The sequence below is a fragment of the Gelidibacter pelagius genome (genome assembly GCF_017581925.1).
In the GTDB taxonomy this organism is placed as follows: domain Bacteria; phylum Bacteroidota; class Bacteroidia; order Flavobacteriales; family Flavobacteriaceae; genus Gelidibacter; species Gelidibacter pelagius.
In genome coordinates this window covers 13,872-38,357 of record NZ_JAGEVG010000014.1, presented here as the reverse complement: position 1 = coordinate 38,357, position 24,486 = coordinate 13,872, and the positions used below count along the sequence as shown (strand labels likewise).

Below are 24,486 nucleotides of genomic sequence, written 5' to 3'. Positions count from 1 at the left end.
TTGTTTCTTGTTTCTTGTTTCTTGTTTCTTGTTTCTTGTTTCTTGTTTCTTGTTTCTTAGAAAGTACTGTTTTTCTTGAAACTCTGAACTCTATAAATATAAAAAGAAAATTCCTGTTAGAATTGATCTTAACAGGAATGTTGTGTTTTTTAATTTAAAAAAATCTAAATCTGATTATCTGGAAATTTCCAAAATATCAAATTTCAAAATACCGTTGGGTACTTGAATGTCCGCAACCTCACCTACAGTCTTGCCTAAAAGGCCTCTTCCGATAGGGGAGTTGACCGAAATTTTACCTGAAGCTAAATCAGCTTCACCATCAGCCACCAAGGTATAGGTCACCTCCATGCCATTCGTTTGGTTTTTTATTTTCACTTTAGAAAGCACCAAAACTTTGGAACTATCCAATTGTGATTCATCAATCAAGCGGGCATTTGATAAGGTTTCCTCCAATTTGGAGATCTTCATTTCCAACATGCCCTGTGCCTCTTTGGCTGCATCATATTCGGCGTTCTCACTCAAATCACCCTTATCCCTCGCCTCACCAATCGCCCGAGAGGCATTTGGGCGCTCCACGTCTTTTAACTGACTGAGTTCTTCCCTTAACTTCTTTAAACCTTCAGCGGTATAATAAGATACTTTACTCATAATTCTTCGTTTTACTATATATAAAATATGCTGAAACCCCGTTTTGGAGAACAGCATAAAAAAATCCCGCTAGCACGAGATATGAAACAAATATACAAAATATTTACCACAACTTTGAGATTGTTGTAAATTGCATCATAATTTAAATCTGATGAAACAGTTTTTTTTACTTGTTAGCCTTATTTTTTTAACTGCTTGTAGCAGAAACAATAGCGATGAGAATTGCAAGTTCCTGGTCAATGCTTCTGTGAATGCTACTGTCAACATGAATTTGCCACAGTACAACCAGTTGCAATTTACCAGCAATTCAGTATATATCGCCAACCAAGGCAATAAAGGCATTATCGTAATAAATGTTGGTAGCGGTTTTCGTGCATGGGATGCTGCAGATCCCAACCACGAACAGACGTCCTGCTCTTTACTTACAATTACTGGCGCCAACGCGATTTGTGGTTGCGTTGACGCCAATACTTATAGCTTATTTACTGGAGGTTCCATCGGGACCCAATTACCTTGTGGACTCAAAGAATACCGCGTGTCCGTGTCTGGAAACTCCCTCCTTATTACCAATTAAAATTTTAAAGTCGCCCCAACCAGAAAATTAGTAGTGGCTTGAGGAAAATAACCAGCACCTTCTATGGTCGTTACTCGATTTGGATCGGTCCAGTTATCGTCATAGGTGTAATAAAACCCATTGGATATATATTTCTTATTGAAAATATTATTCACCAACCCAGAAAACAAAACCGATTTGAGAAAAGGTTTCTTCTGAGAGTCTTCTTTCGATTTTAAATGCCATTCGTAAGTGATGTTTAAATCATTCACAAAATAAGCGTCCAGTTTAGAAGCTGGAGAATCGGTGTTGCCCATAAACTGTTCCCCTACGTATTTGCTCAACAAGCTCATTTGAAAATGTTCTTTAGGTTGGAACACTAGCGCGTTTGACGCTACAAGTTCAGGAGAAAATGAAATATTCGTTTTACCCAAATCCACTAACTCACCATCACGCTCTATGACCGAATTTTTGGTTTTATTTGAACTCACGGTCACACTTGGCTGTAAACTCCATTGGGAAGTCAGCCTCACCGCCGCCTCAATTTCCAAACCTAAACGGTAGCTATCTCCACTGTTGGTCCGGATTGGATTCCCAGTAGTGTCAAGTTCACCTGTTAACACCAATTGCTCATTATACAACATATAATAAGCATTGGCATTGATACGAACCGCTGGATCATCAAATCTCCATCCCAACTCAAAATCATTAAGTTGCTCGGGCTTGACATCGGTATTATTTTGAAAATCCTTTCGACTTGGTTCTCTATTGGCTCTTGCATAAGAAAAGTACAAGGCATTTGCTGCGTTGAACTGATAGGTCAATCCTGCTTTGGGATTAAAGAAATTAAAAGTCTCGTCAATTTCCATGAGGTCCATATCTGAGTTGGTGCCGGTAGTTGAATAGGCCACATTACGAAATTGTAAATCGCCATAGAAACTCAGTTGTTCATCAAACTGATAGGTAGCTTTTACGAACGAATTGGCGTCGGTTTTCTTCCCGTTACCATCATAATAACGATGTCCTTTGGGTGAGTTCCCGGCATATTGGGCCCAAATCACCTCTCCATAATGATCGCCACTATACGTACTATATGATGTTCCAAATGAAAGATCCAAATCGTTCTTTTTATAATTGGCGTTGGCATTTACCACATAGAAATGGTTATCTAACCAGCGACGGCGCACCAAATCACTGCGAGTGATGCTTTCACCTCCCAATTCGATGTTTTCCATCCCATATTGAACCAATTTTTGATCTTCCTTATACTGCTCAAAAAACCCTAAACCACGTGTGTAGTTTAACCCCATAGTTGTGGACCAATTGTTGTTGATGCGCTCATTCCAATGCAGTTGGTAATGATCTTGCTTATAATCGTCAATTTCATTATCGTAAAACTGAATGTTTCCATCAACATCAGTATACATTCCGGCCGTATTAAAGGTTCTATCGTTCTTTAATACATCCAAGTCTTCCAATCCGTTCCACGCCTGATACGTGATTTCTTGACCTCCAAAAACAACTGCCTTTATCAATCTATTGGTATCAACATAAGCACCTTGCAAGAAGTACGATTTTAAATCAGAAGACGCACGATCAATATAGCCATCCGACTTAATATTTGACAGACGCCCTGAAATTTCGAAGTGGTCATTTAAGCGTCCAGTACTAAACTTAAGCGTGTGTTTGTGGGTATTATAACTCCCGAAACTATTGGCAATTTCAGCACTTGCTTCATTAGATACTCCTTCAGTAAGCACATTAATACTTGCACCAAATGCACCAGCGCCATTTGTTGAAGTTCCGACGCCACGTTGCAATTGCATACTTTCGGTTGACGAGGCAAAATCGCTCAGATTTACCCAGAAGGTTCCCATGGACTCCGCATCGTTATAAGGAATGCCATTAATGGTAATGTTGGTGGATTGCGCATTAATCCCACGCACCCGAATACCTGTATAGCCAACACCTGCTCCTGCATCAGTGGTCGTTACAACTGATGGCAAAAAGTTAAGAAGCATAGGAATGTCTTGGCCTAAATTGCGCTTTTCCAGATCTTCCTTTGAGATATTGGAGTGTGTAATTGGCGAACTTGACCCGACACGTACCGCATTGACCAATACCTCATCCAAAACTTCTGCAGTTTCATTAATGACGATATCCAGCACTAAATCCGAATTAAGGTCAAAAGTTCTTTCGATAGGCTTTGCTGTGAGATAACGAATTTCTAAAGTGTGTTTTCCTTTAGGCAAGTCCAAAGTGTAGTCTCCGTTAAGATCTGTTTGGGTCCAGATCGCGCTATGCTTCAATTGAATGCTCACACCTGCGAGCGGTTCAGAATTTTGTTGGGTAACGTGACCGGATACACGATAGTTTTGCGCAAAAGCAGTAACGCTTGAAAAAAGCAAAACATAAATAAAAATAAGTTTGAGAGATGGTTTGAATCGGCTCCTAACCGATAAATTTGAAAATAATGATTTCATTCGAATAAATAAATTTAGACGAATAAAAAGAGGTAATTATTCTTAGTTAAAAATTAAATGATTTTGTTAAGCTTTAAAACTTAGCGGTATCTTAATAAGATTTTTGCCGGCAACCGTTAATTAAGTCTTTAGACCTATTTTAAAACTTATATCCCTAAACGGCATTATCCGTTCTAGGTTCAATGGGTATGATCTCAGCCGATTTGATTGTTGATTTTTGATCTTTGATTTCTGATTTTTGAATCCTATTAATTCAACAATCATCAATCTCCAATCTTCGACCTTCAATCTATCAGGCACCCCTTTTTTGAGAACGGTGCAAAGATATAAAGGATTTACGATTTTTGAAGTATGAATTGCGATTAAATTTATTTTCGCTATAATTCAAAAAAACACTCTACATCTCTCGCAGATTATACAGAAAACATTTGCCTAAAAAATCAGTGAAATTCATAAGAAATCTGTGTGATCAGCGTTCCAAAAAGATCAAATTTCCGAATTATTTAAGCGAAAAATTATCTTGTAAATGGCAATTTGGAATTAGTGAAATTTCAAAATCCGTGATAATTTGAGTAATTCGTGTCTAAAAAAATAGGAAACCTAAATTCATTGAGTGGGCTGATACGCAGAGACGCGGAGACGCAGAGATAATAATTAATCGTAATAGTAATGGTTAAAAAATGATGTCAGAGGTATTGCGATGGAGACTGCCGACTGAGGACTGCCGACTGAGGACTGCCTACTGAGGACTACCTACTGAGGACTGAACACTGCCTTCTGAGCCCTATTCTATTTCCGGTGGTCTTCTACCCGCTTTTTTATCCGAAGTTTTTCGCTTTGCCTTCAATCGTTTTCTAACTACCGATCTTGGTGTTTTGGTGGGAATGCGTTTTTTTGGAATGATCAATCCTTCTTTGATAAGATCGAAAAAACGTTGCACCACAAGCGTTTTGTTTTTATGCTGACTCCTACTCTCTTCACATTGAAGCAAGAGGACATTTTCTTTGGTAAGTCGGGTCCTAAGGTTTTGTTTCAATAAAGCTTTTTCATCGTCAGTCAGTCCGTTTGAAGCTTCCAAATCAAAAATGAGTTCCACTTTTGAGGCCACTTTATTGACATTCTGCCCTCCAGCACCTGAACTTCTCACCGCTTTAAATTGCAATTCCGATTGTAGAATGTCTTTGTTCATGGTATTATTTTAAAAAAACTGTCCGAAGACTGCTGACCCGCCCGGATGCATTTTTTTCTAACCATACACACACAGGCCAATCGTACGGGCAGGCTGCTCACTACTCAATTTGATGCGTCGGTTTCAATAAATCAGTGACCGTTTTTACAGGATTAAAAGTTATTAATGGCACTTCAACAAAAATCGTATTCCAACTTGCCATACTGCCGTTCCAAAGTCCCGGCAATTCCAAAGCCATCAAATCCTTTCCGGCTTTAGTTTTCTTGGTGATAAAAGCGGTTTTTGGATCCACAAATTCTTGAAGGTTAAAAACTTCTCCTTTGAAATTTTTGATGCCACAAACCAAATCGACAGGATTGAAATGTGTAGCGTTCATTAAAATTTCATTTTGCTTTTTATTGTCTGTATCAATTTGTGCCGACTCCACAATTTGTAGCGAGATTTGCCCTTTTTCGTCCTTTACCCAAAATGGACCACCTCCAGGTTCGCCTTCGTTTTTAACCATCCCGCAGATTCGGATGGGCCTGTTCAATCTGTCAAATAAATATTCAATTTGATGTTTTGTGGAATATTTCTCGAACTCAGAGCTAATAACGACATTCAATTTATTAACTAAAAAATCAGAAATATTGAGAATATCCTCTTCTGAAACCTCTCCATTTTCAAGATGCTTCAAATGTTGAAATACCTCCTGCTGAATCTCGAGCAACATACCGCCCAACATTTTTTTGTACTCAGCCACCTCATCCTCATATTTATAGACCACGACATTATCAATATTCTTTATAAAAATGACATCTGAGTCCAATTGGTTCAAATTCTCCAACAGCGCACCATGTCCTGAGGGTCTAAAAGTTAATTGTCCATCGTCTTCCCGGAAAAGTTCGTTTTCGGGAGTGACAGCAATCGTATCGGTTGATTCCTTTTGATAAGAGAAAGAAATATTGAATTTGGTATTTGTTTTATGCTCTACGATGTCCTGAATGCGTGTAAATTCGTCATCAAACATTTCTTTATAGACTTCTGAGATTGTAAAATGTAGAAAAGCTATGTTGTTTGTGGATGCATATAACGATGCTTCAAATAGATGCTCTTCAAAGGCCGTAGCCAAATGATCTTTATACTCATGAAAGGGCAACAGTCCTTTTGGGTAGAACCCATAATTCATCTTATCCTCGTCCATCATCGTTTTGACGAATACCAGTTTTTGCCTATCCTTAGAAAATGAGGTGTAATCTGGATAAAAAGCTTTTAATTGCTCAAGGACCCTATCATAAAAAGGCAACTTTTCCATACCCACAAAAAACAAGGACAAATCAGCATCTTTATGTTTATTGACAAAAGAATTTATGGTTTCATCTTCTGGGACGTATTCATCAATAAACCGAAACAAGGTTTTGAACATTCGGGTAGCGGCACCAGATGCAGGAACAAATTTGGCGATGGAAAATCCATTTCTTTTGGCATCAAAATAATTGATATAGTGCGTTTTTGAAGCATCAGAACATTTTACAATACCATTATCTATAGTTGCTGCCGAATTAAGATTCACAAATGGCACCCCTGTTTCAAAAAGTTCAAGTTGCGAATGGATCTGAGCTAAAGTCAAGCCTTTTTTATCAATTTGTTGGATATCTTTTTCTGTAAATTTCACGCTTTCATTTTTATAAGTTCATCAATTTGATCTACCGCCAGCTTAAATCGCTCCTCAATAGATCCTTTCAATAAAATGTAGGGTTTGCTATATGTCTTTAACGCATTTTCAAAGGCCTCAAACATAGCTTCCCGGTCATGGGGGCGGTCTCTTAAATCGTCAGCTACCCATGGCATATCAATATAAGTCAAAAAGTAGAGATCGTAGGTGTTTTGTATGGCATATTTTTCCAGAACCGGATCACAGATCCCATCATAATAGGATTCTGAATAGACTTTGGTTTCCAATAAATCGGTGTCGCAAATAAGCACAGTGTTTGCTTTTGGAGCCAGTTCGTTTTCGAGTCGCATTTGACCTTCTGCAATTGGCAGCACATCATTTAAGGTCAATATTTTTCCGAAGCGTAGCTTCTCTTCAGCATAAATCCGGGAGTACTCAGGCACATAAACTGTGTTATAATGTTCGGCCAATTGCATCGCTAAAGTACTTTTCCCAGTTGACTCAGGGCCAAACAAGACTACTTTTATGCAATCTGAAGGGTCTTGTTTAAGCTTTTCTTCCATGCTATATATCCATAAATCGCTATAAAGGTAAATCCAAAATATTGAATGCTGGTAAAGGTAAAACCTTTATAGAAATAAAGTGGAATAGAAATTAGATCTCCAATAATCCAATAAATCCAATTCTCTACTTTACGTCTTGCCATAAGCCACATGCCCACAAAGAATATGGCCGTCGTAATCGTATCAACATAAGCCACCCAACTGGTCCATTTATCAAAGGTTTGATAAACGATGAAGACAAAGCCTAAGGTTACCATAAAAATGACGGCACTCATTTTATGCTCCCATGATGTCGTTCTTGAAATTGGAGTGACATGTGTGCTATCGACCTTTCTGGTCCAAATATACCATCCATAAATACTCATAATGAAATAGTACCCATTGATCATCATGTCTCCCAAAAGCTCCCACTTTAAGAGCAGATACACAAAAATCCCCGTACTGATCATTCCGGTAGGAAACACCCAAATATTATTTTCTTTAGAGCTCCAAACTGAAAGAAATCCGAAGATAACAGCTACAATTTCTAAAACAATATCTATGGTATCATAACCTGAATATTGGCCGAAAAGGAAATCAAAAATGTGACTCATAGTCGTGTCTATCAGATTTGACAATTTTCATATAGATCAAACCGCGTTCTATTAAGGTAAACGCCTCTTTTATCTCGGTCATCAAAAGCGGCATGACGGCATCATAATCGCCATAAACCTGCGTGCTTAAAGGGTTTTCCAAAACCGTAAGCCCTGAAGCTCTTAACTTTTTTATAAAATGAATGATGCTTGGTTCATAGTCATCATGCAAAGGCGTAAAGGTTAATTCTACTGATATTTTCATAACTCTTCCTGCGAAAGCAGGAATCTCTATTTAGTTAAACTTATTTTTTACTTAATACGAATGGTCATTTATTTTTCTTCGTTGCTCAAATGTTCAAATTCTATTGAAGCCTTTATCTCCTCAAAAAACAGTTCATTTTCTTCAAATGCCGTTCCAATTACCACCAAATCTGCCCCAGACTCATAAGCAGCATCCAGTTGTTTTTTAGATTTTATACCGCCCCCAACGATTAACGGAATTTGTAATTCCTGTTTTACAGCATGAATAATTTCAGAATTGACAGGATCAATCGCTCCACTTCCGGCTTCGAGATAAATACATTTCATTCCTAAAAGTTCCGCTGCTTTTGCGGTATCGACAATAGCCTGAATATTTAGTCTATTTAAAGGTTGGGTGTTGGTTACGCGTTGTACTGCCGTTTCCTTTCCATTTTCAATTAACAGGTAACCCGTTGGAATAATTTCAAGTTGCATAGTCCTCAACACTGGAACCGCTTCAACCTGTTTACCGATCAAATAATCAGGATTTCTACCCGAAACCAATGACAAAAACAACAAGCCATCGGCGTGGGATGATAATTGAGAGACATCTCCGGGGAAAATTAGGATTGGCAAATTGGTCCATCGTTTTAATTCCTGAATCAAAAGATCGGTTTGATTTTCTTCAACCGTACTTCCACCAACAAAAATATGAGTGGCCAGTGAGGCATTCAATTTGATCATAAAATCTGGAACTTTTTCCCATTTCATTTTGTCAGGATCAATCAAGACTGCCAGCAACCTTTCCTTTCGAGAAATAGCAGTTAATACATCTTGATATAAATTCTTCTTTTTAGCCACGAATACACGAATGTTTTTCTATAAATCTATTTGAAATTTTGATGTCAATATTTTTTTAGCCACGTCCCGATGGCTATCGAAGGTTTCTGTATATTTTCGTTTGAAATTTTCTGCCAATCGTGTACACTAAATCTCAACTACTATTCCCTCATACCTCATCCCTATTTACGTCTCGCCTAATCCCTCATGCCTAATAAACATAAGCACAGGTAAAACCTTCAAACTCAAAAAAATGGGTGTTATATCTGTATTTTCTATCTTCATAATCAATCCAAGCCACCGTCTCTTCATCTTTCACCATGAAGGGAATGACCAAAAAATGGTGTCTAAACATCATGCCTGGCGTGGCAAACAATTTGTACAAAGATTCTTTGATACACCAGATGACGGTCAATTTATTGATATAATCATCGGCAGTAGCCACTAAATAATCGAATTCATAACCAATAAATTTATGCGCGATTACCGCTATTTTCTCACGTTGTTTTTCAATGTCTATCCCAACTTCATGATCACTAACAATAACTCCTGAAAATGTAAAAGAATGGGTGATTGAGATGTACTTACCGTCTTTAAGGTGAGGTTTTCCATTTTCGTCATAATACAAATCATGGTCGGTGTAACCAAATTCTGCCAAGAGATGGCGCACGCTTAAAAATCCGCGTTGATGGAGTTCACTTTTCATCCCCAAAACACGTGTCATGCATTCATCTCTTAAGGTGATGGGCTGCATGAGCTCTTCGTAGGATTCCGTTATCTGCCAGATTTTAACAGTAGTTTGTGAATTTGGGGTAATGGTTTTATATAATGGCATTTAAGTTTCTCGAAGTTATTAATTATCTTTGCAGTCGCATAATAAATTATAGAAACAAATATACAATTATGTAATTCGCTACACAACATCGCTTGTTTAGAAAACATATTATTACAGGATTGTATAAATTCTATTGAAAACAATTAAAACATAACAGATGAATACTAAAACATTGCCTTACGTACCTTATAAAGTAAAAGACATATCGCTTGCGGAATGGGGAAGAAAAGAAATCGAACTGGCTGAAGCTGAAATGCCGGGATTAATGAGCCTTCGTGAAGAATATGGAGACTCGCAACCACTGAAAGGCGCTCGTATTGCAGGATGTTTACACATGACCATTCAAACGGCTGTGTTGATAGAAACTTTAATCGCTCTTGGTGCAGATGTAACTTGGAGCTCTTGTAATATTTTCTCAACACAGGATCAAGCTGCTGCTGCAATTGCCGCTGCTGGAATTCCGGTGTACGCATGGAAAGGAATGACCGAAGAGGAATTTAATTGGTGTATTGAACAAACCTTATTTTTTGGTGAAGACAGACAACCATTAAACATGATTTTGGACGATGGTGGCGATTTGACCAATATGGTTTTTGATCAATATCCAGAGTTAATGGCTGGAATCAACGGACTTTCTGAAGAAACAACTACAGGTGTCCACAGACTTTACGAGCGTATGAAAAACGGCACCTTATCTATGCCTGCAATCAACGTCAATGATTCTGTAACAAAATCGAAATTTGACAACAAATACGGCTGTAAAGAAAGTGCTGTTGATGCTGTACGTCGTGCAACTGACTTGATGCTGGCTGGAAAACGTGTGGTGGTTTGTGGTTATGGTGATGTTGGTAAAGGTACGGCAGCGTCCTTTAAAGGTGCTGGGAGTATTGTAACCGTTACCGAAATCGATCCAATTTGTGCATTACAAGCCGCAATGGATGGTTTTGAAGTTAAACGTCTTGAAACTGTTGTTGCCAATGCTGATATTGTAATTACAACTACTGGAAACAAGGATATCGTTCGTGCTGAACATTTTGAAGCAATGAAAGACAAAGCAGTAGTCTGTAACATCGGTCACTTTGATAACGAAATTCAAATGGATTGGTTAAATAAAAACCATGGTGCGTCAAAAGTCGAAATCAAACCTCAGGTTGACAAATACACGATTGATGGTAAGGATATTATTGTTTTAGCCGAAGGCCGATTGGTAAACTTAGGTTGCGCTACTGGGCACCCAAGTTTTGTAATGAGTAATTCATTCACCAACCAAACTTTAGCACAAATCGAATTGTGGACCAACAGAGACGCTTACAAAAATGAAGTATATATGTTGCCAAAACATTTAGATGAAAAAGTAGCCTTTTTACACTTATCTAAAATTGGTGTGGAATTGACTGAACTAAAAGACGATCAAGCTGAATATATTGGTGTTGCGGTTGAAGGGCCTTACAAACCGGAATATTACAGATATTAAAGTTCCAAGAATTAAATTCCAAATCCCAAGCAGTAATGTTTGGGATTTTTTTGTTTCTGAATACAGCCTAAAAATTATTATTGCGAATATCTACTTCAAAATAAAAGGTTAGGAAACCGTGAATCACTCCTCAAACTTTTGTTAAACCTCTAAATATCTTTCAATATAAACTTGAAATTCTCTAATTTAGAGAGTATCATGACTTACGAAGAACCCAACATAATCGTCCCAAGATTTAACGAAGCGTCAGGTTTTTACACCACCAAGAAACGCTCAAAAATGATGAGCAAGATCCGTGGAAAGAACACCAAACCTGAACTTTTGTTTAGAAAGGCCTTATGGCGTAAAAACGTCCGCTATCGGGTCGACAGCAGACAATTGCCCGGAAAACCTGATATCTCCATCAAAAAATACAATCTCGCGATTTTTATCGACGGCGAGTTTTGGCATGGCTATAATTGGGATGAACGAAAAGATGCTATAAAAAGTAATCGCAAATTCTGGCTTCCTAAGATTGAACGCAATATGCAACGGGACAGACAAGTCAATCAGGAACTTTCTGAAAAAGGCTTTACGGTTTTCAGGTTTTGGTCCAAAGAAATTCTGAATGATTTGGATCGATGTATTAATGACGTGCTGATGTTTATATCGACAGGGGAAAACACATAAATTAAACCTAGTCACAAAAAAACCCTTTCAAAATTAAATGAAAGGGCTTCGTCTTAGACTATTGATCTTATTATTTTTTGACTTTAGCTTTCTTAACTTTCTTGGTTTGCTTGTTTCCCGATTTCGGACGCACCAAGCTCATTTCATCAATTAAATGTTGGGCACCCGCATATTTATCAATAATGAAAAGTATGTAGCGCGCATCAACCATAATATTTCTACAAATTTCAGGATCATAATAGATGTCACTCATAGTACCTTCCCAGACACGATCAAAATTCAGTCCTACTAAGTTCCCATAGGCATCAATAGCTGGACTTCCTGAATTGCCTCCTGTGGTGTGATTGGTTCCTAAGAAACATACAGGTACTTTTCCGGTGGCATCTGTATATTGCCCGTAATCTTTGTTAGCGTACAACTCTTGTAACTTTTCGGGTACATCAAACTCATAATCTCCTGGGATGTATTTTTCCATCACCCCGTCCAAATAGGTCAAAGGTTCGTAGTAAACCGCATCTCTTGGCTCATATCCTTTTACTTTACCATAGGTGACACGCAAGGTACCATTCGCATCTGGGAAATAACGTTGATCTGGCAACACTTCCATTAAAGCCGTCATATATTGTTGCTCAAGGCTATTAATCTGAGGATTCAATTCTTGAAATTTAGGTTCTACCTCAGTATAAAATGCAATGATAAAAGGTTTGATGTATTGGTAGGCGGCATCGTTATTCAATTTTTCCAAGACCTCACTTGAATTGCCTTCTAATACTTTTAAGGCACTTTCCAAATTCGTAAAGGCCGTTTTATCATATATAGAAGCATCAACATGATCTGTATACAATGGCATCACCGCTTCAAAAACCCCTTTATCTACCTTGGCATTATAATTTTTATAAACCCCTTTCATTCGACCAATATTAGCATCTCTTTGTTTTTCAAAAGCCTCTTCACTGTTTGCTGCAGCGCCTTCTAATTGCGCAAGGCCAAAGATCATCGGTGTCAATTCATTGGTTCTTAAAAAGACTTCCATAAAACTGGTACGCTTTACGTTGACCTCCTCTATTTCATTATAAAGTCGCTCAAGTTCCGGTAAAACTTTTCCGTATTTACTTTCCAGTCCTCTAGCTTTTAACTGTTTTGTAAATTCAGCTTCTTGCGCTTTTTTTATGCCGATGGCACCACTTTTTTCAATACCTAAATTCTCACCCTGCCATTTTTTCCAGGCATTGGCAATACGTGCCTGTTTGGAGGCATATTGAATTCTGATTTCATCATTTGTTTTCATACTCGCATCAATGACTTTCAATGCTGCTTCCCTAATCGCAATGGCTCGTGGGTTGATTTTCTCAACGGTTTGTGCTATGGCAACTGCAGGGAGATATTCATCGGTAGTACCCGGAAAACCAAATACCATGGTAAAATCATCTTCGCTCACGCCATCTAAAGAAACTGGCAAGAAGTGTCGTGGTGTAAACGGAACGTTATCTTCCGAATAAGCAGCAGGACGATTATTCTTATCGGCATAAATTCTGAATAAGGCAAAATCGCCCGTATGGCGTGGCCAGACCCAATTGTCGGTATCGCTACCAAACTTTCCAATACTGGAAGGAGGCGCACCAACCAATCTTATGTCGTTATAACGTTCAGTCACAAAAAGAAAATATTGATTGCCTTTATAAAACGCTTTGATCTTCGTATCCTGCCAATCCTCTTTTTTGGCCGCTTTTTCAATGGCCGTACTGTTACGTCCTCTTATGGCTTGTTGCTCCCTGTCTGACATCGTATCATTAACACCTTCCAAAACTTGTTTAGTGACATCTTCTATTCGGACAATAAACTCAATATATAGACTATTATTAGGCAACTCCTCCTTAAGATTTTTTGCCCAGAACCCGTCTTTCAAATAGTCGTTTTCCAAAGAAGAATGCGACTGGATTTGACCAAATCCACAGTGATGATTGGTTAAAACCAACCCTTTATCGGAAATCACCTCAGAGGTACAGCCACCATTAAAATGTCCAATGGCATCCTTTAAACTCGAATTATTGACATCATAAATGTCCTTTGCTGATAGTTTACTACCAAGACTTTGCATTTCGTCTTCATTCATGCCCTGCAGAAGTGACGGAATCCACATACCGCCTTGCTGAGCAGATACTTGAAATGCAATAAAAAGAAATAAAATTCTGAAAATTTTCATATCTAAAGTTGTTTTTAAAAAGTTCCCAAATATAAGAAAGCCACCACTAAGATTAAACTATTTATTGATGTATATCGGTTAAAAAAGAATCAAACCCGCTTCGCTTTTAGAATCATGAACAAAGACTTGAAGCGTTAAAATTCGAAAATTGTATTCACAATCAAAATAGAAAACAAATTAAACAGTCTTGTAAATAACTTTAAAACATAAAATGTACATAACCTTGAAAAACTTAATTGACTGGATAGATGAAAGATGAAATCAGCATAAATTGGTTGATAATAAAATCTATGGCTAAATTATCATTTAATCAACTATTACATGCCAAGCAAAAGTCGATTAAAGCAGTCAAAAAAAAATTGTTTATCTTATCTTTCATAAAATTAAAGAACTTGAGAATGCATCATAATTCAAAACTTCCCCATGTGGGTACCACAATTTTTACTGTCATGAGCACCTTGGCACAACAACACAATGCTCTCAATTTATCCCAGGGTTTTCCAAATTTCAAAAGTGATCAAAAATTAATTGATTTAGTCACCAATGCCATGAACTCCGGTTACAATCAATATGCACCAATGGCAGGAAATTTAGAACTACGTGTTGCCATCACCAATAAATTCGAGAAACTCTACAACATCTCTTACCATCCAGATTCAGAAATAACGGTTACCTCAGGTGCCACTCAGGCGATTTTCACCATCATCTCCGCTTTCATTAAACCTGAAGATGAAGTCCTGATTTTCAGACCAGCTTATGATTGCTATGAGCCCGCAATAGCATTGAATGGCGGAAAAACAATTTCCGTACAACTGGAAGCACCGCATTATCAAGTAGACTGGACAGCAGTTGCGAAAAAAGTTAATTCCAAAACCAAGATGATGATCATCAATACGCCTCAAAATCCAAGCGGGACGATATTTTCTGAAGAGGACATGCTCAAGTTGCAAGATTTGCTAAAAGGCACCGACATTATTTTGTTGAGCGATGAAGTTTATGAACATATTATTTTTGATGATAAAAATCATCAAAGCGTTTGTATGTTCCCCGATCTTAAATCGCGAAGTTTTGTAGTGGCTTCATTCGGGAAAACTTTTCACAATACAGGTTGGAAATTAGGCTACTGCTGTGCCCCAAAAGAATTGATGGCCGAGTTTCAGAAAGTACATCAATTTAATGTGTTCTGCGTGAACCATCCAATGCAAAAAGCCTTGGCCGATTATTTACAAGATCCTAATCATTATTTGCAACTATCCACCTTTTATCAACGTAAACGCGATTTATTTTTAAGTTTGATCAAAGATTCCCGATTTAAATTCACCCCGGCAGAAGGTGCTTACTTTCAGATATTGGACTATTCAAATATCACCATGGAAAACGATGTGGATTTTGCCAAACGACTGACTATTGACCATAAAATAGCAGCGATCCCTCTTTCTGTATTCAATACTGATAATTTGGATAATAAAGTGCTAAGATTCTGTTTTGCCAAAACCGATGACACCTTAAAACAGGCCGCTGATATTTTAAATTCTATTTAAAAAAGGAATGACCCAATACCTTGTTAAAAGTTTAATTTTGATCTTAAAAATCGCTACTTTTGCATTACCAAAAACGATAGAGTCACACTGACTTTCAAGAGGTTTTTAGGGATATTAAAAAACAAAAAATAATGTTATGAAAAACTGGATGTTTATATTTTTTATGAGCCTTGGAATCATGGCCAATGCTCAACACGTGATAAGCGAAGGAGTAGCTTATGAAGTTAAGGGGAAATCTGTTTTTAAAGAGGGTATTGATATCACACACACCCTTGACAAAAGCAAAAAAGACCAAATTATCAAGACCCATAAGAATAAATTAAGGGCGGATAAAAGAGCTGAAAAAGCAAGAAAAAAACAAGAAAAAGCCCGTAAAAAAGCTGCAAAAGACTTAAAAAGAAAACAAAAAGCGCAAGACAGATATCTTAAGGCCACGAAAAGATTGGAACAGAATCAAGCAAAGTACGACAGACTTAAGGAAAGAGGAAGAATCTCTCCTAAAGACGACGAAAAATGGCTGAAGAAATTAGACCGCTTTAAAACGAATGTAGAAAAAAGAAGAAAGAAGTTATAGTGTCTGAAGTTTTAAATATCGCTTTAATACAAACCGAGTTGGCTTGGGAGCATCCTGAACGAAACAGAGTTGATCTTTTAAAAAAAATAGACTCCATAGCGGATCCTGTGGATATTATTGTGTTGCCTGAGATGTTTACTTCTGGTTTTACCATGAATCCTTCCCATGTTGCCGAAACCATGCAAGGCGACACCGTCTCTTGGTTAAAGTCAGTTGCCGCCAATAAACAAGCGGCAATTACAGGTAGCATGGTCATCAAAGAAGATGATCATTACTATAACCGTATGGTCTTTGTGCATCCTAATGGAACGATTGATCATTATGACAAACGCCACACCTTTACTTTTGCAGGTGAAGACAAGGTTTATACACCTGGCACCAAAAAGATCATTGTAGATTATAAAGGATGGCAAGTCTGTCCGTTAATTTGCTATGATCTCAGATTTCCTGTTTGGGCAAGAAATACTGAAGCTTATGATGTGCTAATCTATGTCGCCAATTGGCCAGCCTCGCGCATGGTTGCCTGGGACACCTTATTGAAAGCACGTGCCATTGAAAACATGAGCTATTGCGTGGGGGTCAACCGAGTTGGCAAAGATGATAACAATCATGACTACTCAGGACACTCCGCTGTGTATGATGTATTAGGAAATAGGATAGACAATATTCCTTTTGATATAGAAGCTGTAGAAATTGTGAGCCTCAAAAAAGAGCATATTCAACGCAATAGGTCCAAATTTAATTTTTTGGCGGATCAGGATCAGTTTTCAATAAGGTAAATTCCTCCACCATATCCCATCCCGTTCTGGCATCTATCACTTTCGAATAATAGCTTACCCGTTCAGGTTGAATCTTCTTGAGATAATTACCCGTGTCCCATTTTCTATTCCCATTGGTATCATAAATAACTCTCAAATAATAAGTACCGGGATTGATATGTCTAAAATCAAACATGCGCGGTGCATCTGCAAACTGTTCGTATTTAACCTTGCCGCTATTATCTGTCAATTGTACGATCAAAGGATATTCGGCATCAATTAAACTAACACGAACGTCGGAAAGGTCTGAGAATTTCTTGGTCTTGATGGTATAGTTCAAAGTATCATTGACTTTCCCGAAAAAATCAGTTACCGCTTCCGGCAATAATTGAATTTGATAAGAATTGTCCTCGGTTTTATCAAACTTAAATCGATAAGTATTTCTTAGTGTGTCAAATTCTGTTCTGAAATCTACATTTAAAGAATCTTTGTCTATTATAGAAATTCTATCGAGATCAAGTTTATCAAAAGGCACATTGCCTTCAATTGAAAAGTCTGAATCAAAATCAATGGTACCCGTTCCTGAAGGTTTAATAATAAGTGAATCAACTTTCAGGTCTCGAAAACGGTGTCTTAAGGTATCCACATAGGTTTTATTCTTGACCGCAAATAATGTGGTGTCCAACTCAACATTCGGTTTATACCAATAGTATAAAGTATCCCTTTGGGCATCTTTCACAATACGATGTTCAAATCCTTCGGGTTTATCTCCCAACATTTCAATGTTCAGGTCTCTATTATCACCTCGATAACCGAATTGTATTTTATGTTTGGCAACCTGTATCGGGCGTTCCACATGAAAATCTGCCACTTCCTTAAACAGTTTTATTTCGTAAAATGAGTCGGTAGGCACCGTGATTTCTTTATCGTAAAATCCAATTTTGTCAGATTTTTGCTCATAGGTATAATTGGCATTTTCATCTTTTAATGCTACCAAACGGTATTTCCCAGCCTTGATATTATCAATACTAAACGTGCTGACACTATCTAAAGTATTGGTCACATATTTAGGTCTGGATTTATATATTGTCGAATCGGTATAGGTAGAATCTACCTCATACAACATGACTGAAACAAACTTTTCCGGCTCCCGTTTTTCAGCATCAATAATAGCTCCCTTTACAGAAAGAGAATCAATATAAGTACCTGTAGAAAAGATATACTTATAGTAAGAGAAAGGATTTTCCTCATTGTTGTCGACAATACTTTGCCCAAAATTAAAAGCATATGTCGTGTTGGGCTGTAGGGTGTCATTGATTTTAATGGTGATATACTTGCTTGCACTACCCAACGGTGTGATGTCTGGAGCAGGAACCATTGGCGGGGAAATGATCAGCTGTTTTTGGGCGTTTTTTATTTTGACATACTCATCAAAATAAATCTTGATCTCGTTGCTTTTGAAATTTGTAGTGAAATTATCCGGTGTAGAATATCTAATTTTTGGAGGTTCAATATCCTTTTCTCCACCTGAAGGCATCCCTCTGTTGGCACAGTTGACAAGCATTGTAAGAATACCAAAAAAAAGAAAGAGTTTATAATAGGATTTAAACATCACCACACACAAATTTCAGCAAATTAACGATATATTTAACTGAAACGAAAAATTTATTCCGCAATTGCCATCGTGGCGACACTTATTGTGACACCCTCAATTTTGGAAAGCGCATTCGCACAGGTTTCGATTGTTGCACCTGTTGTAATAATATCGTCCACCAAAAGAATATGTTTTCCTTTTAAAGTCTCAAATTCGGTTACCATAAACAAAGCGTCATCGTTAATCCATCTCATGATCCGATCTTTGAAAACCTGAGTTGTTGTAGCTTTAGTTTTTTGTAAAACTTCCGTATTAAAATCACACTCTAAAGCATCAGCGAGTTGTTTTCCAAATTTATGGACTTGATTGAAGCCGCGTTGTTTTAAACGTTTGGAATGCAGTGGCACAGGAATAACCACATCCACGGTTTTAAATTCGTTGCGTTTGCTTAGTTCCTCACCAAGCCACTTCCCCAAAAACTCCCCAATTTCTTCATGTCCTTTGTATTTTAGATTATGAAGTAAGTGCTGCACCAAACCTTTTTTTGAAAACCATAAAAGCGATGAAGCATTTCTCAACAAGACACGTCCATAAAGCTTTTTAGTCAGCGCATTATTAGTTGTGCTTTCAAAATTTGTCAAAGGCAATTCATGTCTGCAAACTGTACAAACATATAGTTCATTTACTTCCAATGGGTTGTCACACGACAGACAAACCTGCGGAAAAAACAAGTTTAACAAATTTATTATCATTTTATCGATTAAAAACAGCTAAGACAAACTTAATATATATTTTCGCTTCAATTTATTAAATAATCCCTATCCCCTCTTAATAGTTAATTATGATAGTTAACCCTCAATTTTTTAACTACAGAATTATTATTGGTTCTTTGATTGTTGGCATGACTGCTTTGGGCGTTTTTAGCTATAACAGCTACGAATCAAATAAAGCACATCAACGCTTCTTGGATCAAGAGAAAAAACTTGTTGAAAGTGAATTATCTCAAATGATTTTAAGATATGATGACTTAAGCGTCACTAACGAACTCATATCTGAACAACTTGATAGCGCCAAGACAACGGCCAAATCAGCCTTAGAAGAATTAAGGTTAATGAATAGCGATTTTTCGGTTTTATCACGGTTTAAATCTGAAGTTGCTGTTATTAAAGCTAAAAACACCTCTCTTTTTAAAATAGTAGATTCCATCAACTTGTTGAACGAGCGTTTAGAAAGTGAAAAGCATCAGGCTTATACTGAATTAAACGAACAACAAAAAGTTAACACTTCGCTCATAAAAATCAATAACTCCTTAAATAATAAGATTGAAGAAGGAGCTTTATTAACCGCGAATTCCTTTACAGCCAAAGCTTATAAGTCAGGTGTCAATGCCTCCACAACTACTAAAGCTGCGCAAACTAATCGGATTGACGTATGCTTTACATTAGCTGAAAATACGCTGACTAAAAAAGGGATGAAGGATATCTACATCCAAATATTGAATCCGTTAAACAATGTCATTGGAAAAAAAGGCGCCGTTGAATTTGGACAATTTTTACTTTTTTATAGTCACAAACAACGCATCAACTACAATAACGATGTCATCAATGTTTGCAGCTCCGTACTGGCTCAAGAAAATGATAAGCCGTTCACCGAAGGCACCTATTATGTCTCGGTTTTCCATAAGGAGAGAAAGCTTGGAAGCACACAAATTGAATTAAATTAAGCCCATAAAATTTATTTATACAAACCGTTCCTTTAGTTGGAAGGGTTTTCTATTTTTGCAGCATGACAAATCAGGACGACCAATTTAAGAAAGTTATATCTCACGCTAAGGAATATGGATACGTATTCCAAAGTAGTGAAATATATGATGGCCTAAGTGCAGTTTATGACTATGCACAAAATGGTGCCGAATTAAAGAAAAATATTCGAAACTACTGGTGGACAGCCATGGTACAAATACATGAAAATATTGTAGGCATTGACTCCTCAATCTTTATGCATCCCACCACTTGGAAGGCATCCGGCCACGTAGATGCCTTTAATGATCCCTTAATTGATAATAAGGATTCTAAAAAACGCTATCGTGCCGATGTTTTAATTGAAGACTACTGCGCCAAGATTGAAGCTAAGATTGACAAAGAAATCAGCAAAGCGGAAAAACGTTTTGGAGATGCGTTCAACAAAGAAGAATTCATAACGACCAACCCAAGAGTTGTTGGCTATTATGAAACCATAAAAACCATCCTATCGCGCATGGGTAAATCTTTGGAAAAGGAAGATTTAGCTGATGTGAAGGCATTGATTGAAGAATTAGAAATTGCTGACCCAGTGACAGGAAGCAGAAATTGGACTGAAGTAAAACAGTTCAACTTGATGTTCGGCACCAAATTAGGAGCTTCAGCAGAAAGCGCGATGGATTTGTACCTTCGTCCGGAAACGGCACAAGGTATATTCGTGAACTTCCTCAATGTTCAAAAATCGGGACGTTTAAAAATTCCGTTTGGAATTGCCCAAACCGGAAAAGCGTTTAGAAATGAGATTGTTGCAAGACAGTTCATTTTCAGAATGCGCGAGTTTGAACAAATGGAAATGCAGTTTTTCATCAAACCAGGCACTCAAAAGAAATGGTTTGAACATTGGAAAGAAGAACGCTTAAAATGGCATTTATCTTTAGGGATGGGTGAGGAAAACTACCGTTTCCATGACCATGAGAAGATGGCACATTATGCAGATGCCGCAACGGATATAGAATTCAAATTCCCATTTGGTTTCAAAGAATTGGAAGGCATCCATTCAAGAACAGATTTCGATTTAAAGCAGCACGAAGAATTTTCAGGTAAAAAACTTCAATATTTTGACCACGAAACGAAGGAAAGCTACACGCCTTATGTATTAGAAACCTCAATTGGCCTGGACCGCATGTTTTTGGCCGTTTTCTCCAATTCATTGGTAGAAGAAGAATTGGACAACAACACAACTAGAACGGTCTTAAAATTACCTTCAGTATTAGCTCCTGTGAAAGCGGCCATTTTACCATTGGTTAAAAAAGATGGCCTACCGGAAATTGCACGTCAAATTCAGGAAGATTTGAAATGGGATTTCAACGTGGTTTATGACGACAAAGATGCGGTAGGAAGACGCTATAGAAGACAAGATGCCAACGGAACACCAATTTGTATTACTGTGGATCATGATACTTTAGAAGACAATACAGTAACCATCAGACATAGAGATACCATGGAACAGACCCGCGTCAAAATTGAAGATTTAAGCGAGATCATCAAGAAAGAAGTGGATATAAAATCCTGGTTGATGAAAATGTAAAATTTGAAATACCAAAAAGAATAAATCCCAAATTTCAATAACGCAACATTGGAATTTGGGATTTTTTTTTTGGAACCTTTTTAAAACCTGAAACCTAAGTTGAAACCAAATTTCCCGACTATGGGTGAATAATCATAATAGTCTGAGTCATTGGTATTGAACAAATTTCTACCAATACCCCCAGAGACTTCAAAAACAAATCCGCCTCGTGTCATCCATTTTCCGCCTAATCCAAAGCCTAAGGCAAAATCAGTAACATCTTTTTCCCAATAGTTATAATTTCCACCTTGCGATGGATTATAATACTCATGTTCAATAGAGTTAACCATCGCAAATCCTTCGAGGAAAAAACCTGCAGCGTATTTCTGACCAAAGAAAATTCGGTAATAAGGAGATATATAGTAATTAATATTTGTATCAAAATTATCGTCGTCAAACGGAACAAACAACGACATACCGACAGAAGAACTTTCCGACAGATTGTATTCATAGCTCGGTTCAAAAGCACCAAACAAGAGCATAATTGCGTTTAATTTGACCTCGTTTTTACGAAAATTATTTTTTTGAATGCTGTCAGTTTGAGCCTGGGAACCCATCACCGCAAAGAGCGTTAAAAATGCAAAAACACAATTTCTCATAGAAGAGTTATTTAAAAAAACAGAGGTCAATATTTTTTAAGATGCAATAATATACAAATGGTTGCGTAGGAAAAAATTTATTTTCACTTTCTAAACTCCTAGCCTTATCAACTTTAAACAAAAAAAATGCTCTTATGATTACTATTATTTTTCCTTATAAGCTAACAGTCTCAACGCATTAAGAACAACCACTAAAGTTGACCCTTCATGAAAGACAACTGCCAATCCTATACCGGTAAAACCAAATATGGTTGCTGGCACCAATAAAGCCACAACGCCCATACTGATCCAAATATTTTGGGTAATAATACGTTTGGACGCTCTACTCAGACCAATGGCAAAGGGCAACATTTCAATTTTATCAGACATCAAAGCCACATCTGCGGTTTCCAAAGCCACATCACTACCCGCAGCGCCCATGGCCACACTAACCGTGCTATAGGCCATTGCCGGTGCATCGTTGACCCCATCACCTACCATAGCGATTTTCCCATCGCGCTCCATGAGTTTCTTAATCGCTTCTACCTTATCTTCGGGCAACAAATTGCCTCTTGCTTCTGTCAATCCAATTTGTTTGGCAATAGCATCTCCAACATTTTGATGATCGCCGGTAAGCATTACCATTCGTTTGATACCAATCGCCTTCAATCGTTTCAAGGTCTCAACCGCTGTTTTTCTTGGGACATCCATGACGCTCATTAGCCCAATAACCTTATTATTATGAGCTACCAACATTGCCGTGTGCCCTTCTTGCAGCAAGCCATCCATTTTTGTACGCAATTCAGGTGCAATGGACATTCCTTCATCGGTCATTAGCTTTTCATTACCTATAAAAACGGTTTTACCCTGATATGTTGCACTGATGCCTTTACCTTGAATGGCGTTGACATTGGAAGCCAGATTTTTATGTAGTATTCCATATTTAGATTCAACATCTTTAGTAATGGCCCTTGCCAGGGGATGGTTGCTTAAACTTTCTACTTCCAAAACCAACCGCGCCAAATCTTCTTCTGAATAATCATGATGCGGAATCATATTGGTGAGCTTTGGCTTGCCTTCTGTTAAGGTTCCTGTTTTATCAAAAGCGATGGTTCTGATAGAGCCCAAATCTTCTAAAGCTTTTCCACCTTTTATCAACACCCCTTTTTGAGCCGCTCTTGCGATCCCACTCAAAACAGCACTCGGCGTGGAAATTGCCAAGGCACATGGACTCGCAGCTACCAACACCGTAATAGCGCGATACAAACTTTCATTGAAAGACTCGTCAACCACCAGATATGCAAAACACAGCGCAAAGACTACTAAAATAACAATGGGCACGTAGCGTTCTTCAAACTTCTTGGTCATCCGCTGGGTAGGTGATTTTTGTGTTTCCACATCACTTACCATTTTGATCAGTCGCGCAACCGTAGAATCTTTACTCAATTTTAAAACCAGAACTTCAATACTTCCATCACCATTTAGAGTTCCTGTATATACCACATGAGAGGCATCAATATCATTGAAATTCGGCAGGTTGTCAACAGAGGAAATCGCGGTTTTATCGATAGGCATACTTTCTCCAGTAATGGGCGCCTGATCAATGGCACTGCTTCCTTTGATGATCACCCCATCTGCTGCAATTTTAGAGTTTGGTTTTACCACAATGACATCATTGATTTTCAGATCGTCAACGCTAACTTCTTCAATTTTGCCGTTTCTTTTAATCAATGCCGTTTTAGGCGTTAACTCTCCTAAAGCCTCAATAGATTTCTTGGCCTTGTCCATGGCATAAGTTTCCAAAGCATGCCCTAAACTAAACAAGAACAGCAATAACGCTCCCTCTGTCCAACTCCCAATATAGGCTGCACCGATAGCAGCTGCAATCATCAAAAAGTCAATCTCAAATTCACCTTTTTTAATCTTTGCAAAAGCTTCAATGGTGATATAGTAGCCCCCAAATCCGTAGGCAATTAAAAATGGAACAAGATACATCCATACAGATTGGGTATCAGGTCCTAAAATATTAATTAAGAAACCTATTAATAGAAAAACACCGCATAGCAATGAAAAATACAACTCCGTACGTGAGCCGAATATACCATCATGGTCGTGATGATGCTCTTCTTTATGTTGATCTGTCATAGTT

Annotated in this window: 22 protein-coding genes; 8 read left to right on the top strand and 14 right to left on the bottom strand. The window is 37.7% G+C overall.

Going from position 1 to position 24,486, the window contains the following annotated elements; genetic code table 11:
• Window positions 1-174: 174 nt before the first annotated feature.
• Window positions 175-648 (bottom strand): transcription elongation factor GreA, encoded by a 474-nt coding sequence (gene greA, locus J4051_RS12480; RefSeq protein WP_208234213.1) that lies wholly within the window; start codon window positions 646-648, stop codon window positions 175-177.
• 151 nt (window positions 649-799) lie between these two features.
• On the opposite strand from greA, the gene J4051_RS12475 reads away from it, so the two are divergent.
• On the top strand, window positions 800-1,222 hold the full coding sequence (locus tag J4051_RS12475) for a Rieske (2Fe-2S) protein (protein WP_208234212.1): 423 nt from the start codon (window positions 800-802) through the stop codon (window positions 1,220-1,222).
• On the opposite strand, the gene J4051_RS12470 is transcribed toward J4051_RS12475, so the two are convergent.
• The 8 genes from J4051_RS12470 to J4051_RS12435 form a co-directional block, all read right to left on the bottom strand.
• A complete protein-coding gene (locus J4051_RS12470) occupies window positions 1,219-3,684 on the bottom strand; it encodes a TonB-dependent receptor (RefSeq protein ID WP_208234211.1) in 2,466 nt (821 codons plus the stop codon). The genes J4051_RS12475 and J4051_RS12470 overlap by 4 nt on opposite strands.
• A 784-nt stretch (window positions 3,685-4,468) precedes the next feature.
• Complete coding sequence (arfB, locus tag J4051_RS12465; RefSeq protein WP_208234210.1) at window positions 4,469-4,873, bottom strand: alternative ribosome rescue aminoacyl-tRNA hydrolase ArfB; 405 nt, start codon at window positions 4,871-4,873, stop codon at window positions 4,469-4,471.
• A gap of 100 nt (window positions 4,874-4,973) precedes the next feature.
• Window positions 4,974-6,527 (bottom strand): DUF4301 family protein, encoded by a 1,554-nt coding sequence (locus J4051_RS12460; protein WP_208234209.1) that lies wholly within the window; start codon window positions 6,525-6,527, stop codon window positions 4,974-4,976.
• A complete protein-coding gene (locus tag J4051_RS12455) occupies window positions 6,524-7,090 on the bottom strand; it encodes an AAA family ATPase (RefSeq protein ID WP_208234208.1) in 567 nt (188 codons plus the stop codon). The genes J4051_RS12460 and J4051_RS12455 overlap by 4 nt, the downstream gene beginning before the upstream one ends.
• The gene (pnuC, locus tag J4051_RS12450; RefSeq protein ID WP_208234207.1) at window positions 7,051-7,683 is read right to left on the bottom strand and encodes a nicotinamide riboside transporter PnuC; all 633 of its coding nucleotides are present in this window, start codon (window positions 7,681-7,683) and stop codon (window positions 7,051-7,053) included. The genes J4051_RS12455 and pnuC overlap by 40 nt, the downstream gene beginning before the upstream one ends.
• On the bottom strand, window positions 7,667-7,927 hold the full coding sequence (locus J4051_RS12445; RefSeq protein ID WP_208234206.1) for a hypothetical protein: 261 nt from the start codon (window positions 7,925-7,927) through the stop codon (window positions 7,667-7,669). The genes pnuC and J4051_RS12445 overlap by 17 nt, the downstream gene beginning before the upstream one ends.
• Before the next feature lie 68 nt (window positions 7,928-7,995).
• Window positions 7,996-8,766 carry a geranylgeranylglyceryl/heptaprenylglyceryl phosphate synthase gene (locus J4051_RS12440; protein WP_208234205.1) on the bottom strand — a complete coding sequence of 257 codons (771 nt, stop codon included), beginning with the start codon at window positions 8,764-8,766 and terminating at the stop codon, window positions 7,996-7,998.
• A gap of 190 nt (window positions 8,767-8,956) precedes the next feature.
• Window positions 8,957-9,580, bottom strand: coding sequence for a 4'-phosphopantetheinyl transferase family protein (locus tag J4051_RS12435; protein ID WP_208234204.1), 624 nt, complete (start codon window positions 9,578-9,580; stop codon window positions 8,957-8,959).
• A 157-nt stretch (window positions 9,581-9,737) separates the two neighbouring features.
• Between J4051_RS12435 and ahcY the strand changes: the two genes are divergently transcribed.
• The gene (ahcY, locus tag J4051_RS12430; protein WP_208234203.1) at window positions 9,738-11,054 is read left to right on the top strand and encodes an adenosylhomocysteinase; all 1,317 of its coding nucleotides are present in this window, start codon (window positions 9,738-9,740) and stop codon (window positions 11,052-11,054) included.
• 198 nt (window positions 11,055-11,252) lie between these two features.
• Window positions 11,253-11,723 (top strand): very short patch repair endonuclease, encoded by a 471-nt coding sequence (locus J4051_RS12425; protein WP_208234202.1) that lies wholly within the window; start codon window positions 11,253-11,255, stop codon window positions 11,721-11,723.
• A 70-nt stretch (window positions 11,724-11,793) separates the two neighbouring features.
• On the opposite strand, the gene J4051_RS12420 is transcribed toward J4051_RS12425, so the two are convergent.
• Window positions 11,794-13,926, bottom strand: coding sequence for a S46 family peptidase (locus J4051_RS12420; protein ID WP_208234201.1), 2,133 nt, complete (start codon window positions 13,924-13,926; stop codon window positions 11,794-11,796).
• A 398-nt stretch (window positions 13,927-14,324) separates the two neighbouring features.
• Here J4051_RS12420 and J4051_RS12415 point away from each other — a divergent pair, with 398 nt between their 5' ends.
• From J4051_RS12415 to J4051_RS12405, 3 genes are all read left to right on the top strand, one after another.
• Window positions 14,325-15,467, top strand: coding sequence for a methionine aminotransferase (locus J4051_RS12415; protein WP_208234200.1), 1,143 nt, complete (start codon window positions 14,325-14,327; stop codon window positions 15,465-15,467).
• Window positions 15,468-15,603: 136 nt separating this feature from the next.
• Window positions 15,604-16,041, top strand: a complete 438-nt coding sequence (locus J4051_RS12410; RefSeq protein WP_208234199.1) for a hypothetical protein — start codon at window positions 15,604-15,606, stop codon at window positions 16,039-16,041.
• Window positions 16,041-16,820 (top strand): amidohydrolase, encoded by a 780-nt coding sequence (locus tag J4051_RS12405; RefSeq protein WP_208234198.1) that lies wholly within the window; start codon window positions 16,041-16,043, stop codon window positions 16,818-16,820. The genes J4051_RS12410 and J4051_RS12405 overlap by 1 nt, the downstream gene beginning before the upstream one ends.
• On the opposite strand, the gene J4051_RS12400 is transcribed toward J4051_RS12405, so the two are convergent.
• The gene (locus J4051_RS12400; protein ID WP_236027419.1) at window positions 16,780-18,363 is read right to left on the bottom strand and encodes an Ig-like domain-containing protein; all 1,584 of its coding nucleotides are present in this window, start codon (window positions 18,361-18,363) and stop codon (window positions 16,780-16,782) included. The two genes, J4051_RS12405 and J4051_RS12400, sit on opposite strands and share 41 nt — an antisense overlap.
• A gap of 101 nt (window positions 18,364-18,464) precedes the next feature.
• Entirely contained in the window at window positions 18,465-19,145 is a 681-nt protein-coding gene (locus tag J4051_RS12395) for a ComF family protein (RefSeq protein WP_208234196.1), read from the bottom strand.
• Between the two features lie 89 nt (window positions 19,146-19,234).
• Between J4051_RS12395 and J4051_RS12390 the strand changes: the two genes are divergently transcribed.
• Window positions 19,235-20,116 carry a hypothetical protein gene (locus J4051_RS12390; protein ID WP_208234195.1) on the top strand — a complete coding sequence of 294 codons (882 nt, stop codon included), beginning with the start codon at window positions 19,235-19,237 and terminating at the stop codon, window positions 20,114-20,116.
• 62 nt (window positions 20,117-20,178) lie between these two features.
• Entirely contained in the window at window positions 20,179-21,720 is a 1,542-nt protein-coding gene (locus J4051_RS12385; protein WP_208234194.1) for a glycine--tRNA ligase, read from the top strand.
• A gap of 80 nt (window positions 21,721-21,800) precedes the next feature.
• Here the strand turns inward: J4051_RS12385 and J4051_RS12380 are convergent, their stop codons facing one another.
• Window positions 21,801-22,358 (bottom strand): DUF3575 domain-containing protein, encoded by a 558-nt coding sequence (locus J4051_RS12380; RefSeq protein WP_208234193.1) that lies wholly within the window; start codon window positions 22,356-22,358, stop codon window positions 21,801-21,803.
• 144 nt (window positions 22,359-22,502) lie between these two features.
• Window positions 22,503-24,482: a heavy metal translocating P-type ATPase gene (locus J4051_RS12375; RefSeq protein WP_208234192.1), complete on the bottom strand. Its 1,980-nt coding sequence runs from the start codon at window positions 24,480-24,482 to the stop codon at window positions 22,503-22,505.
• Window positions 24,483-24,486 lie beyond the last annotated feature (4 nt).

Bases quoted from the DNA above. Each gene is read 5' to 3' on its own strand.
- J4051_RS12410 (WP_208234199.1), top strand. From the start codon at position 15,604: ATGAAAAACTGGATGTTTATATTTTTTATGAGCCTTGGAATCATGGCC.
- pnuC (WP_208234207.1), bottom strand. From the start codon at position 7,683: ATGAGTCACATTTTTGATTTCCTTTTCGGCCAATATTCAGGTTATGAT.
- J4051_RS12435 (WP_208234204.1), bottom strand. From the start codon at position 9,580: ATGCCATTATATAAAACCATTACCCCAAATTCACAAACTACTGTTAAA.
- J4051_RS12380 (WP_208234193.1), bottom strand. From the start codon at position 22,358: ATGAGAAATTGTGTTTTTGCATTTTTAACGCTCTTTGCGGTGATGGGT.
- greA (WP_208234213.1), bottom strand. From the start codon at position 648: ATGAGTAAAGTATCTTATTATACCGCTGAAGGTTTAAAGAAGTTAAGG.
- J4051_RS12385 (WP_208234194.1), top strand. From the start codon at position 20,179: ATGACAAATCAGGACGACCAATTTAAGAAAGTTATATCTCACGCTAAG.
- J4051_RS12475 (WP_208234212.1), top strand. From the start codon at position 800: ATGAAACAGTTTTTTTTACTTGTTAGCCTTATTTTTTTAACTGCTTGT.
- J4051_RS12400 (WP_236027419.1), bottom strand. From the start codon at position 18,363: ATGCTTGTCAACTGTGCCAACAGAGGGATGCCTTCAGGTGGAGAAAAG.
- arfB (WP_208234210.1), bottom strand. From the start codon at position 4,873: ATGAACAAAGACATTCTACAATCGGAATTGCAATTTAAAGCGGTGAGA.
- J4051_RS12395 (WP_208234196.1), bottom strand. From the start codon at position 19,145: ATGATAATAAATTTGTTAAACTTGTTTTTTCCGCAGGTTTGTCTGTCG.
- J4051_RS12375 (WP_208234192.1), bottom strand. From the start codon at position 24,482: ATGACAGATCAACATAAAGAAGAGCATCATCACGACCATGATGGTATA.
- J4051_RS12390 (WP_208234195.1), top strand. From the start codon at position 19,235: ATGATAGTTAACCCTCAATTTTTTAACTACAGAATTATTATTGGTTCT.
- J4051_RS12425 (WP_208234202.1), top strand. From the start codon at position 11,253: ATGACTTACGAAGAACCCAACATAATCGTCCCAAGATTTAACGAAGCG.
- J4051_RS12415 (WP_208234200.1), top strand. From the start codon at position 14,325: ATGCATCATAATTCAAAACTTCCCCATGTGGGTACCACAATTTTTACT.
- J4051_RS12420 (WP_208234201.1), bottom strand. From the start codon at position 13,926: ATGAAAATTTTCAGAATTTTATTTCTTTTTATTGCATTTCAAGTATCT.
- J4051_RS12470 (WP_208234211.1), bottom strand. From the start codon at position 3,684: ATGAAATCATTATTTTCAAATTTATCGGTTAGGAGCCGATTCAAACCA.
- J4051_RS12455 (WP_208234208.1), bottom strand. From the start codon at position 7,090: ATGGAAGAAAAGCTTAAACAAGACCCTTCAGATTGCATAAAAGTAGTC.
- J4051_RS12445 (WP_208234206.1), bottom strand. From the start codon at position 7,927: ATGAAAATATCAGTAGAATTAACCTTTACGCCTTTGCATGATGACTAT.
- ahcY (WP_208234203.1), top strand. From the start codon at position 9,738: ATGAATACTAAAACATTGCCTTACGTACCTTATAAAGTAAAAGACATA.